Origin of the sequence: Bacteroides sp. AF39-11AC, from assembly GCF_003474285.1 — a bacterium.
Lineage (GTDB): Bacteria > Bacteroidota > Bacteroidia > Bacteroidales > Bacteroidaceae > Bacteroides.
In genome coordinates this window covers 69,317-83,098 of record NZ_QROH01000003.1, presented here as the reverse complement: position 1 = coordinate 83,098, position 13,782 = coordinate 69,317, and the positions used below count along the sequence as shown (strand labels likewise).

Below are 13,782 nucleotides of genomic sequence, written 5' to 3'. Positions count from 1 at the left end.
AGCTTAACGAATATTGCTGCACCACAAACGTAGATGAACAGTTTGAAGTCATCCTTTGCAACGAAATATACGATGATAGCTGCCAAGGCAAGTATCATAAAGAGTATATTCAATACGCTTCTTATCTTATCAGGGTTCATTTCTCGATTAATTTTTCTTTCAGTGCACTTACAATCTCTTCCGGATCGGGTACGATACCGCCGAGACGTCCGAAGTGTTCTACTTTTACTTTACCATTCACAGCGAGGCGTACATCTTCAACCATCTGTCCCGCATTCAATTCGGTAACCAGCATGCCTTTCACTTTTTCAGCATAGGCTGCAATGGCTTTTGTGGGGAAAGGCCAAAGGGTAATGGGGCGCAGTATACCGACTTTGATACCTTCTTCGCGTGCAAGTTCCATTGCTTTTTGTCCGATACGGGCCATAGAACCGAAGGCGATAATCAGGTAATCGGCATCTTCACAATTGATTTCTTCGAAACGTACTTCGTTTTCTTCAATCAGTTTGTATTTAGCCTGGAAGCGGATGTTATTCTTCTCCATCTCTTCCGGTTTCAATTCCAAAGAAGTAATGATATTGGGCTTGCGTCCGTTCACTCTGCCGGTAGTAGCCCATAGGCATTGTTCGATAACTTCTGCATCTGTACGGCGGGGCTTTTGCGGAGGCAATACAACCTTTTCCATCATCTGACCGATAACACCGTCGGCAAGAATGATAGCCGGGTTGCGATATTTAAAGGCAAGATCAAAGGCCAATCCAACGAAATCAGCCATTTCCTGTACGGAAGCGGGAGCCAAAGTAATCAGACGGTAGTCACCGTGACCTCCACCCTTAACAGTCTGGAAGTAGTCTGCCTGACTGGGTTGGATGGTTCCCAATCCGGGGCCGCCACGCATTACGTTTACAATCAAACAGGGTAATTCGGCACCTGCCAGGTAGGAGATACCTTCCTGTTTCAGGCTGACACCGGGGCTGGATGATGAGGTTAATACCATCTTTCCACTTCCGGCACCGCCGTACACCATATTAATAGCTGCCACTTCACTTTCTGCCTGCAACACTACCATGCCGGTAGTTTCCCAGGGTTTCAGTTCGGCAAGAGTTTCCAATACTTCCGATTGCGGAGTAATAGGATAACCGAAGTATCCATCAGCACCGCAACGGATAGCGGCGTGGGCGATGGCTTCGTTTCCTTTCATTAATACAACTTCTTCTGCCATATTCTACTGATTTACAGATTTATTCAACTTTTACTTTAAAAACAGAGATACATCCGTCCGGGCAAACCTGGGCGCACGACGCACAGCCGTTGCAGGTATCTTCCAATATTTGGTGGGCATAGTTATACCCTTTTACGTTCACCTCTTTGGTGAGGGCTATTACATGCAGAGGACAGGCTACCACGCATAGGTTGCAGCCTTTGCACCGTTCGGTGTCCACTACGATTGCTCCTTTAATCTTTGCCATAATTTACGTTACTTTTATATGTTATTGATTGTACATATCTTTGTTGAAGAAATTCAGGATATCCATTGCCATACGATAGGCTTCACGGGCAGGGCTGTCGGGATTGAGGTCGATAGCATACTGGTAGTTGTTCAAAGCCAGTTGCCAGTTACCTTGTTTACGGTAGGCATTTCCCAGGAGATAGAAAGCTTCGTCCCGGTCGGTAGAGTCGGTGATCAGATATTCATCGAGCTGCCGGATAGCTTCTGCTACATCTCCTTGATTGATAAGCTCTTTGATAGTTTTCAGTTGCTCCATATCGTATTGAGTTCCGGATTAATTGGAATACAAAGATAGTTTTTATTTAGAGACAACGAACAAGTATTCTGTGAAAAATAAGAAAAATGGGGAAATAAAAAGCCCGAAGTTGAATGAAATTCTGTCAGAATGTCACAGCTTCGGGCATATATGATGTAGAATGTGGTTTTGCTACTTTACAAGTTTTCCATTTATATAGAGATTTTTGAACGTAACGTCTTTAGCTCCTTTTATGTCATTTCCATCTTTGGCAACATTATTAAAGTGGGAGTCTTCAACGCTGATATTGTACACATGATCATCGTCGTCGAGACCGATGATAAGGACACCAAGTTTGCTCTTTTCGCAGGTTACATTCTTCAGGTGAACGTTGCGGACAGTAGGAGTGAAACCACGGTTGCAGTTCTCACGGTTTTCGTATTGCAGGTTGATGCGCAGCACGGCTTCGCGACACTGTCCTACGGTGACGTTACGCACGAACACATTTTCAATCAGTCCGCCGCGGCAGGTGCTGGTCTTGATGCGGATAACACGGTCGAGGTCTGGGCTATCCATCTTACAGTTTTCTACATACAGGTTGCGGTATCCGCCGGAAATTTCGCTACCGATGACTACACCTCCATGTCCTTTCTTCATATAGCAACCGCGTACAATGATGTTCTCGCTGGGAACACCCCATTTACGTCCGTCCTGGTTACGTCCGGACTTGATAGCAATACAGTCATCTCCGGTATCGAAGGTACAGTTCTCTATCAATACATTTTTGCAAGATTCGGGGTCGCAGCCATCGCCATTGGGACCGCGATTATAAACGTATACACCGCGTACGGTGAGACTTTCGCAGAATAGCGGGTGAATAACCCAGAAAGGAGAATTCAATAAAGTTACATCTTCTATCAGCACTGTATTACATGAGTACAGGTTGATGAGTTGCGGACGTAATCCGTCTTCAGATGTCATTACACGCTTATAAATAGGAGTGGAGGTTTCACCGTACATCAGCAGGCGTTCCCGTCCGCCGTTGCGCTGTGCCACCATGCCTTCTTTCCAGCCATAACGGGGAGCGCCACACATAGGCCACCAGGTTTCGTTGGAGCCTTGTCCGTCGATAGTCCCTTTACCGGTGATGGCGATATTTGTTTCACCGTATGCATAAATCAACGGGCGGGCATTATAGCAGTCTATTCCTTCCCAACGGGTGATAACTCCGGGAAAGTAGAGGCTCTGATCGGTTGAAAATTTCAATACGGCTCCTTCTTCTACATGAAAGTTGACGTTGCTTTTCAGTGTGATGGGACCTGTGTAGAATGTACCTTTGGGAACTACAACCGTACCACCGCCATTCAGGCAACATGTAACGATAGCCTGGTTGATTGCTTCATGGCAGGGAGCATCCGGGGTGTCGGGCTTGGCGCCGAAGTCTGTAATGAGATACGTCCGTTTGGGGAAAGATGTTTTCTTGATTTGCTTTTCAATCTTTGTACTCTCCTTGAAAGCCTTATCGAAATCTATTGAGTTGGCAGTTGCCAATGTGGCCGAGAGAAGCAGGGAAATAATTCCGAGTACTTTTTTCATGCGTTTTCAGTTTTACTTTAAATGGTTATTAGATATGCAGGCAAAAGTACGGAAAGTGACTCTATTATAGGGAAGAGTTTTTGGCATAAAAGGTGTAAAAATTGATGTGTTTATACTTCTTAGCTCTGAGGAAGGTGTATAAACTAAACTGAAAAACACTTGCGGGTGTGTAAGCCTTCACTACTGCAAGTGTTGCCTTACACATCCGCAAGCGTTACCTTACACTACTGCAAGTACCAGTTCCCGCACCTACAAGTGTAATTTCAAGTTGGGATGATTATCTCACCGGTATTTTATCAATACGCTTCTGATGGCGTCCACCCTCAAACTGTGTACTGAAGAATTCTCTCATAATCATATCAGCTTCTTCTGTGCTGATAAAACGTCCCGGCATGACGAGTACGTTGGCATCATTATGCTGGCGAGCCAGATGAGCAATTTCCGCCGTCCAGCAAAGTGCGGCACGAATACCCTGATGCTTATTCAGTGTCATGCTGATACCTTCGCCACTTCCGCAGATAGCAATACCTGGGTAGCACTCTCCGGCTTCAACGGCCAATGCCATGGGATGCGCAAAATCTGCATAGTCGCAGCTCTCCGTTGTATAGGTTCCGAAGTCTTTGTATTCCCATCCTTTAGTTTCCAACCACCCCTTGACGTATTGTTTCAATTCAAATCCGGCGTGGTCGGAACAAATTCCAATTGTTTTCATTTTCTGTTGTAGTATGATTGATTTAGAGGCTCTATAATGGGATATCAGGTGAAAAATATTTCGCCCCTACAAGCCTGTTACAACCTGTAGGGGCGAATGAATATTCGCCCGGTAATGCACCAAGGCCTTTTATAACATTGCTTTTACTTGCTTATAAACATTTTCAGCAGTGAAACCTAACTTCTGATCCAGTACTTTGTAAGGAGCTGAGAAACCGAAAGATTCCAATCCCCAAACTTTACCGTGAGCACCTACCAAACCTTGCAGGTTTACAGGCAGACCGGCTGTCAGACCGAAGACTTTTGCGTCAGCAGGGATAACACCTTCCTGATATCCCGGAGCCTGGCTGCGGAACAAACCTTCGGAAGGAGCAGACACGATGCGTACTTTCACGCCATCTTTGCGTAATAATTCGGTTCCTGCCACCAGTGTAGATACTTCTGAGCCCGAAGCTACCAATATTACATCCGGGTTCTCATCAGAACCTGCTACAATGTAAGCACCCTTGGCTGCCTGAGAGTAGTCGTTTCCAGCAGGCAACATAGCGATATCTTGGCGAGAGAAGATCAAGCCGGTCGGAGTAGTAGTATTCTCCATAGCCAGTTTCCATGCAACTGTTGTTTCTTCTGCATCTGCCGGACGGAGAACCAACATAGAGTTGTGTCCTTTGTGGTTTTTCAGTTTTTCCATCAGACGGATCTGAGCTTCCTGTTCTACCGGTTCATGAGTAGGACCGTCTTCACCTACACGGAATGCATCGTGTGTCCAAATGAACTTCACGGGAACTTCCATCAGTGCAGCCATACGTACGGCAGGTTTCATATAGTCAGAGAATACGAAGAATGTTCCGCAAGCAGGGATTACACCACCATGCAGTGCCATACCGATACAGCAGCAAGCCATAGTCAGTTCGGCAACACCAGCCTGGAAGAATGCACCGCTGAAATCACCTTTCTTGAAAGCATGCGTCTTTTTCAGGAAGCCGTCTGTCTTATCAGAGTTTGAAAGGTCGGCGGAAGCAACGATCATGTTTTCTACCTGAGTAGCAAGAGCGCCCAGTACGGTAGCCGATGCAGCACGTGTAGCAGCACCTGCTTTTTGCTCGATAGCTGCCCAGTTTACTTCAGGAGCTTTACCAGAGAAGAACAGGTCGAGTTTGGCAGCCTTTTCAGGATTAGCCTTTGCCCATTCTGATTTAGCTGCATATTTCTTAGCCATAATTTCCTTCAGTTCAGCGGCACGTTTTGCGTACAGTTCCTTCACTTCGGGGAAGATTACGAATGGATTTGTCGGATCACCACCCAGGTTCTTGATGGTATTTACATAAGCGTCACCACCCAGAGGAGCACCGTGAGTAGCACAGTTAGCTTCGTAGCTACTGCCATCTGCCTTGCGTGCACCTTTACCCATTACGGTATGACCGATAATCAGGGTCGGACGTTCGTTTTCTGCTTTTGCTTCGTTCAAAGCGCCACGGATAGCGTCGGGATCATTACCGTTGATCTTGAGAACCTTCCAGCCCCAAGCTTCGTATTTCTTGGCAGTATCTTCGATGGTTACATCTTTGGTTTCAGTAGAAAGCTGGATGTCATTGGCATCATAGAACATGATGAGGTTATCCAGTCCCAGTGCACCTGCGATACGGCCTGCACCCTGAGAAATTTCTTCCTGTACACCACCGTCCGAAATATAAGCGTAGATGGTTTGCTGCATCACTTCTTCGAAACGGGCTTTCATGAATTTAGCTGCGATAGCTGCACCCACTGCGAAAGTATGACCTTGGCCGAGCGGGCCGGAAGTGTTTTCAATACCACGCATAATATCGCGTTCAGGGTGCCCCGGGGTAGGACTGTCCCATTGGCGGAATTCCTTCAGTTCATCCAGTGTGAATTTGCCCGTCAATGCCAACTGAGAGTAGAGCATCGGTGACATGTGACCCGGGTCCAGGAAGAAGCGGTCACGACCTTCCCATGCTGGATTTTCGGGATCATACACCAGAAACTCAGAGAAGAGTACATTCACAAAATCGGCACCACCCATGGCACCGCCCGGGTGACCGGAATTAGCTTTCTCAACCATAGAAGCAGCGAGGATACGAATATTGTCCGCTGCACGGTTCATAAGTTTGTTGTCGTTCATATTGATATTTATTTGATTTGAATACTATATAAAGCAGGTTGAAGTGTCACTTGTTAATTTTAACAGCGACAAAGATAACTCTTTATGCGTAATTCGCAACATAGAAAGAGCCTCTTTTTTTGCGGCACTTCCACCTGCTTCTTGTTTAAAATACAATAAGTCTTTTCGACTGATTTACTGTAACTCTATAGTAACAATAGACTTGGCTGGTAGTTTTATCTTCAATACGCCTTTATTGATTTTTACCTCTTTGAACGGAGCTAATTTTACATTATTAGGGTTCTCAAAAGAGTTGTAATCCGTCAGGTTGGCAGAAGTTAAGATTTCACCAACGGCTTTCTTAGCCTTCACATCCGGCAGGTTGATAGTAATTTCTTGTGCATTGTCGGCATCGATATTAGACATTGAGATGTGAATCTTGCCGTCCTTGTCTTTAGAAGCTGTGGCACTTACCATAGGTACTTTGCGATTGTCGCGTACATCCATGATTTCACAATTCAACTCGAGTGGGAGGAAAGTGGCATCCTGGTGTACATTGTACATCTTGAATACATAATAAGTGGGAGTCAGCACCATGTCTTTACCTTTTGTCAGGATCATGGATTGCAATACATTTACTATCTGGGCAATATTTGCCATTTTCAGACGGTCGGTGTATTTGTGGAAGATGTCGAAACTAAGAGAGGCAACAAAAGCATCACGCAATGTATTTTGCTGGTAAAGGTGGCCCGGAATAGTGCCGGGTTCTTCGTCCCACCAGGTACCCCACTCATCGAGCATAAGGGCTACGTGCTTTTTAGGATCATATTCGTCCATAATGGCGCAGTGCTTTTTGATAACGTCTTCTATCTCACGACACTTACCCATTGTCCAGTAATAATCGTCTTTGTCGAACTTAGTGGCTGCTCCTTTACTTCCGCTCCAGCCGGTTACGGTGTAATAATGGAGAGAGAGTCCGTTCATACGTCCACCTACGCGGTCCATCAGGACTTTAGTCCAGTTATAATCGTAATCACTGGCACCACTGGCAATCTTAAACAGATGGTTGCCGTCGTAGTTGCGGCAGTAAGTGGAGTAACGGCGATACAAATCAGCATAATATTCAGGACGCATGCTTCCGCCGCAGCCCCAACTTTCGTTACCTACACCGAGGTATTTCACTTTCCATGCTTTGTCACGACCGTTCTGGCGGCGAAGTCTTGCCATCGGAGAGTCTCCTTCGGAAGTCATGTATTCTACCCATTTTGCCAGTTCTTCTACAGTGCCACTACCTACGTTTCCGCTGATATAAGGTTCAGTACCCAGCATTTCGCAGAGGTTGAGGAACTCATGTGTACCGAAACTGTTGTCTTCAATCGTGCCTCCCCAGTTATTGTTTACCATTTTGGGGCGGTTCTCTTTCGGACCGATACCGTCCATCCAGTGATATTCATCGGCAAAGCAACCGCCCGGCCAACGAAGTACGGGAATCTGGAGCTCTCTCAATGCATTGAACACATCTGTACGATAACCTTTGATATTGGGAATATCCGAATTTTCTCCTACCCAAAGTCCACCATAGATACAGGTACCCAGGTGTTCGGCAAACTGACCGTAAATTTCTTTGGGAATAACTTGTGTGCCTTGGTCGGCATGAAGCGTGATCGTTGCACTCTTTTGTGCGGACAGCGATACGGATGCAGCTAAAAGAACGCTGCTGAATAATAGTTTGTTTCTCATAATGGTTATTAGTTATATGATGTTCGTAATGTTATTATTTGAGTAAGCGGACCTCATAAATAGCAGGTGTCCACTCTGTTTCGTCGGGACTGAAGCGTATCGGATAGCTGCCTGCACTTAACTTCCGGGGTAAAGAATAACAGATCGTTATAAAACCCTCTTTATCAGGTTTGCTGATCGTAGGACTAACGGTCAGTTTTTCATTGTTAAGAAGGATGGCTACCTTGGTATAATCCTCTTTCCGTACAGTAATCATGAGCTGGCTGGCTTCCTCTTTTACTTTGAGGTTATAACTGAACCAACCTTTGGCACGCCGGAAGTGACGGTCTTTATTGATTCCAGTTTCTGCCTGTTCATATAGAATACCATGATCTGATTCAGGCTGTTGTTCACCAGGGAAAATGAGATCTACAGTTTGGTTGACAAGTTCCATTGCTTTACGCTCGCTCAATGCCACTTCTTTGCGGATACTTTCTACTTCAGCTTCGGTTACCTGATGGAAATAAACGGCATAACGGGAATCGTGAAGACGGAAGAAAGGAATCAATTTCAGCGCTTCTTTCTGTGCCGGATAGACACTACCGGTATAAGTAAATGCAACCAAGTCATCGTTTATCTTCCGGAGTGATTGAGGCAGAGATGCGGCGGAACCTACCAGCATCGGTATTTCTTGCATGGAAATCTGTTTGCCATGGGCAATGTGTCCGCCACGGCTGTCATCTGCATAAAGCCCGTCCATATTCTCTGTCCCTGTGGGGCTGGCAAGTACGATAGGGCCATACATGAATGCATAGAAATTTTCCCGATCCGGTATTTGCTCCAAGGCAACCTGCATGGGCATATTCAGTGTGATTTCATCTCCGGCTTTCCATTTACGGTGAATGGTCAGGTACTCTCCCGGTCGGGCATTCGTTTCCTGTACTTTTCCATTAATGGAAACGCTGGCACCTTTAGCCCAAGAGGGATAACGGAGTTTGAGGTTGAATGCTTTCTTCTTGCTCTTTTCCACGCGGAAGCGGATTTGCTCTTCGTCGGGGAAACGGGTTTCTTGTGTCAGGGTGACGCCTTTCTCCTTCCAGGTCAGACGGGAGGGGATGAAGAGGTTCACATATAGCGTATCCTTTACATGGGCGTAAATAAACTCTCCGTATTTGGTGTGATTCTCCAATCCGGAACCGACGCAACACCACATGGATGTTTCCGGCTGCGAATAAACGCGGTAGTGTCCCGGACGCATAGGGGTGAAGTAAACAAATCCACCCTTTGTAGGCTGTTGTGAGGCAAGGATATGATTATATAAAGCACGTTCGTAATAATCGGCAAAACGAATGTCGGGAGAGGTCTGGTAAAGCATCTTCGTCAGGCGAAGCATGTTGTAAGTATTGCAAGTTTCCGGACCTTGCACATCATTGAGCATGGATGTGAAATTGTCTGCCGGATGAAAGTGCTCGCGTACACTGTTGCCACCAATGCAGACGGAACGATGATTTACTACTGTATTCCAGAAGAAGCGGGCGGCGTGATCCCAGTTCTGGTCTTGTGCGAGGTCGGCGATACGTTTGTAGCCGATAACCTTTGGTATCTGTGTATTGGCATGCATGCCTGTCAGGCGGTCTTCATTCTTCACAAGAGGATCCAGAATTACTTTATGGGAGAAGCGGCGTGCCAGTTCCAGGTATTTCTTGTCACCAGTGATTTCGGCAACATCGGCGAAAGTTTCATTCAGTCCTCCGTGTTCGCTGCGGAGCATGTCTTGCATTTGCTGGTCGGTGAGTCCTGCGGTGATGTCTATCATCCAGTCGGTGAGGGACACTAACATCTGGCGGGCAAGGTCGCTTCCGGCATAGAGGTAAGCGTCGCGCAGTCCGGCATAAGTCTTGTGTATATTGTATAGGGGTACCCATTTGCCGTTGAGGTCGAAACCTCCGGCACGGATATTCCCGGCTTTAATTTCTTTCCAAAGTTGCAGGCTTCCGGGAGTACCTCCGATGAATCCGGTGCCTACGGCTTGCTGTGCACGATGTAGTTCGTTCAGCATATAGTTCAGCCGATTGTATATGGCTGTGTCTCCGGTAGCGGCATACATCATGGAGAGTGCGGAAATGTAATGTCCGCCAATGTGCCCGTCCAGTCCGGTGTTTTCCCAGTTGGTATAACTTGGCGCTTTGGGTGTCAGTCCGGCTTCGCGCAGGAAAGGGGCGAGCAGGCGGTCGGGTTCCATGGCCATGATGTAATGTAAGTCAGTCTGTTGAGCTTGCAGGAAGGGGCTTTCCAACAACTTAACATCTTGCAAGGGGAAATAGGAAACTTCTTGTTGGGTTTGAGCTTTCCCGGTCAGGAGAAAACAAAAAAGGAACAGGTAAGTAATAAGGGTCGTTTTCATATTATATTATATTTGAGGTAAGTACTCATACAAAATTAACTTGTTCTATAAATGGTAATTTAAGGGAGCATAGGTACGCGGACGACGCGGATAAGGCGGACGAACGCGGACTAAGATTTACCTTACAGTATGCAAGTGATTTTTCATCCGCAGATGATGCAGATAACACAGATTTCTTTTTTATCTTCCGTATGGGATACATTACGTTTAACATAGTGCAGCTTTGAAAATCCGCGTTCGTCCGCCTTATCCGCGTCGTCCGCGTACCTATGCTTGTAGAACGAATGTATAGGGAGTTGCTCCGGTGCCAACAGCACCCACGTGGCAGCCGAAGCTTCTCCCTCTACTATTACATTCGTTTATTCCTTGAAGTAGGAATTACTTTTTGAATTTCACGGCTGCTTCTTCGATGGGCAGTGCTGCCTTGTAGTTTTCGATGTATGCGTTAAAGCCTGCTACCTCTTCAGCTGTAGGCGCTATCTCAACACCTGCATCTTCACCAAACACCTGTTCATCCAGGAAAGCGTCGAGAGGTTGCTTCTTTTCGTTGTTCACAAGGAATGAACCCAGCAACGCAATACCCCAGGCACCACCTTCACCGGCAGTTTCCATTACGGAGATCGGTGAATTTAATGCTGCTGCAAGTACTCTCTGGCCCACACTCTTAGTCTTGAACAAACCTCCGTGTCCTGTGATTCTGTCAACTTTCACCTTTTCTTCTTTGAAAAGAATGTCATTACCAATCTTGAGGACACCGACAGAAGCATACAAGTGCGTTCTCATGAAGTTCGCAAGGCTGAACTTGTCATTGGCCGAACGTACAAACATCGGTCTTCCATCTGCAAATCCTGTTACAGGTTCGCCTGAGATGTAATTGAATGAAATGAGACCGCCACAATCCGCATTGCCTGTCAGGGCATGGTTGTAGAGTTTTCCATATACTTCGTTCATATCTACAGGTATACCCAGCAATTCCTGATATTCTTTGAACAGGTTGATCCATGCATTGAGGTCAGATGTACAGTTGTTGCAATGTACCATGGCTACGGGACTTCCATCGGGAGTAGTAACCATATCGATCATTTCGTAGGGCTTTGACAGATCTTTCTCCAATACAATCATGGAGAATGAAGATGTACCTGCCGATACGTTTCCTGTACGCTGCTTAACGGCATTGGTTGCAACCATACCGGTACCTGCATCTCCTTCGGGCGGGCAAACCGGTATTCCTGCTTTCAAATGGCCGGATACGTCGAGCATCTTAGCACCTTCCGGTGTCAGGAAACCAGCATTTTCACCAGCCGGCAATGCCTTGGGAAGAATATCCAGCAATTTCCAGTTATATCCCTTCGGAGCGATTAACTCGTCGAACTTGGCCACCATTTCAGCGGAGTAGTTCTTGGTAACCGGGTCTATAGGGAGCATACCTGATGCATCGCCTATTCCTAATACCTTTTTACCGGTTATCTGCCAATGGATAAAACCTGCGAGCGTTGTCAGATAATTGATATCTTTTACGTGTTCTTCGTTGTCCAGAATAGCCTGATACAAATGAGAAATGCTCCAACGCAGAGGAATATTATAAACGAACAGTTCTGATAAAGCAGCCGCAGCCTGACCTGTATTGGTGTTTCTCCAAGTACGGAAGGGCACGAGAATCTCTTCTTTATCATTGAACGCCATATAACCATGCATCATGGCGCTGACGCCGATTGCTGCCAAAGCTTCTATTTCTATGTCATAGAGTTTCTTCACGTTTGAGCGAAGGTCGGCGTAACAATCTTGCAGTCCATACCAGATGGCTTCAACACTATATGTCCAAAGTCCGTCAACCAACTGGTTCTCCCAAGTGTGACTTCCTTGAGCGATGGGCTTATTTTCCTGGTCAATCAAAACAGCTTTGATTCGGGTGGAACCGAATTCTATGCCAAGAATGGCCTTGCCTGCTTCGATGGTTGATTTTGCGTCTGGTTTCATAATCAACAAAGCGCTTTGTTCAACATGTAATATACTTCATTCATGCGCAGTTCTTTCTTGAACTCGCTGATAGTTGTATTTTCATCGATAACTACCATTTCGATACCTGCCATTTCTGCATAATCTTCCCAGTATTCTACGGTCAGATCATAAGAGAAGCTGGTGTGGTGAGTACCACCTGCCAGAATCCATGCAGCAGCACCTACTTCGAGGTTCGGCATCGGAATCCACAATGCGCTGGCAACGGGAAGTTTGGGCAGCGGTTTGCTCTTGATACATTCTACTTTGTTTACGATGAGGCGGAAACGGTTACCCAGGTCAACGATAGTAGCAGCTACGCCCTCACCTTGTTTGCTGGTGAATACAAGACGTGCAGTTTCGCTATCGATACCAATGCTCAGGCGATGTACTTCCAGTTTCGGTTTTGCTTCAGCAATCAGCGGACAAACTTCCAGCATGTGTGCCTGGAGGATAGCGCTCTTCTCACCGTCGAAATGCAAGGTGTAGTCTTCCAGGAAAGAACAACCTTTCGGCATACCCTGGCTCATGAACCAAGTGGTGCGATACAAAGCGGCAGTTTTCCAGTCACCTTCTGCACCGAAACCATAACCTTCTTCCATCAGGCGTTGAGAAGCCAGTCCCGGAATCTGATCGAAGTCACCGAGGTCATTGAAGTTAGTAGTAAATGCTTTGGCACCTGTGTCTTTCAGGATACGACGGAGAGCGATTTCTGCTTTTGCAGAGTTCCATACTTTGGTATAAGCTTCAGTTCCGGCCTTTTCCAGTTCAGGAGCATGATCGTATTCTTTGAAGTAAGTATCTACCATTGCCTGTACGTCTTTGTCTTCCACTGCATTGTAGTACTTCATCAGGTCGTTTACCGGACAGTAGTCTACGTGGTAACCCAAAACTTGTTCAGCGGATACCTTGTCACCATCAGTAACGGCAACGTTGTTCATCTGGTCACCGAAACGGATAATCAGCATATCCTGTGCATCAGCCCATCCGGCGCAAACACGCATCCATGTTGCAATCTGTCCCTGTGCTTTTTCATCTTGCCAGTGCCCTACCACTACCTTACGGTTTTTACGCATACGGGTTACAATGTGGCCGAATTCACGGTCACCGTGAGCAGACTGGTTCAAGTTCATGAAGTCCATATCCATGGTATCCCAAGGAATTTCTTTATTGAACTGAGTATGGAAATGCAGCAACGGTTTTTTCAATTCCTGCAAACCGTGAATCCACATCTTGGCAGGAGAGAAAGTGTGCATCCAGGTGATAACACCGATACATTTCTCATCATTGTTAGCAGCTTTGAAAGCTTCAGTTACTTCTTTAGAAGAGTTTACCGTACCTTTATAAACCACCTTTACCGGCAATTTGCCGCTGGCGTTCAATCCGGTTACCATTTCATTACTGTGTGCGTCTACTGCGATAACTGCGTCACCTCCGTACAGGAGTTGTGCTCCGGTTACGAACCATACTTCATATTGATCAAATGCGTTCAT

At 46.3% G+C, this 13,782-nt stretch carries 10 protein-coding genes; all 10 read right to left on the bottom strand.

Annotated features, from left to right (window positions below; genetic code table 11):
• Positions 1-136: 136 nt before the first annotated feature.
• Positions 137-1,222: a 3-methyl-2-oxobutanoate dehydrogenase subunit VorB gene (locus DW036_RS06035; protein ID WP_118462143.1), complete on the bottom strand. Its 1,086-nt coding sequence runs from the start codon at positions 1,220-1,222 to the stop codon at positions 137-139.
• 19 nt (positions 1,223-1,241) lie between these two features.
• Positions 1,242-1,469 carry a ferredoxin family protein gene (locus DW036_RS06030; protein WP_007217729.1) on the bottom strand — a complete coding sequence of 76 codons (228 nt, stop codon included), beginning with the start codon at positions 1,467-1,469 and terminating at the stop codon, positions 1,242-1,244.
• Positions 1,470-1,490: 21 nt separating this feature from the next.
• On the bottom strand, positions 1,491-1,766 hold the full coding sequence (locus DW036_RS06025; RefSeq protein WP_007214998.1) for a tol-pal system YbgF family protein: 276 nt from the start codon (positions 1,764-1,766) through the stop codon (positions 1,491-1,493).
• 171 nt (positions 1,767-1,937) lie between these two features.
• Positions 1,938-3,341: a glycoside hydrolase family 28 protein gene (locus DW036_RS06020; protein WP_118462141.1), complete on the bottom strand. Its 1,404-nt coding sequence runs from the start codon at positions 3,339-3,341 to the stop codon at positions 1,938-1,940.
• A gap of 277 nt (positions 3,342-3,618) precedes the next feature.
• On the bottom strand, positions 3,619-4,053 hold the full coding sequence (rpiB, locus tag DW036_RS06015) for a ribose 5-phosphate isomerase B (RefSeq protein WP_118462139.1): 435 nt from the start codon (positions 4,051-4,053) through the stop codon (positions 3,619-3,621).
• A gap of 129 nt (positions 4,054-4,182) precedes the next feature.
• Positions 4,183-6,192, bottom strand: a complete 2,010-nt coding sequence (locus DW036_RS06010; protein WP_118462137.1) for a transketolase — start codon at positions 6,190-6,192, stop codon at positions 4,183-4,185.
• 174 nt (positions 6,193-6,366) lie between these two features.
• Positions 6,367-7,911 (bottom strand): alpha-N-arabinofuranosidase, encoded by a 1,545-nt coding sequence (locus DW036_RS06005; RefSeq protein WP_118462135.1) that lies wholly within the window; start codon positions 7,909-7,911, stop codon positions 6,367-6,369.
• Between the two features lie 34 nt (positions 7,912-7,945).
• Complete coding sequence (locus DW036_RS06000; protein ID WP_118462134.1) at positions 7,946-10,294, bottom strand: glycoside hydrolase family 127 protein; 2,349 nt, start codon at positions 10,292-10,294, stop codon at positions 7,946-7,948.
• A gap of 378 nt (positions 10,295-10,672) precedes the next feature.
• On the bottom strand, positions 10,673-12,271 hold the full coding sequence (locus tag DW036_RS05995) for a xylulokinase (RefSeq protein WP_118462132.1): 1,599 nt from the start codon (positions 12,269-12,271) through the stop codon (positions 10,673-10,675).
• A gap of 2 nt (positions 12,272-12,273) precedes the next feature.
• Positions 12,274-13,782 carry an L-arabinose isomerase gene (gene araA / locus DW036_RS05990; RefSeq protein WP_118462130.1) on the bottom strand — a complete coding sequence of 503 codons (1,509 nt, stop codon included), beginning with the start codon at positions 13,780-13,782 and terminating at the stop codon, positions 12,274-12,276.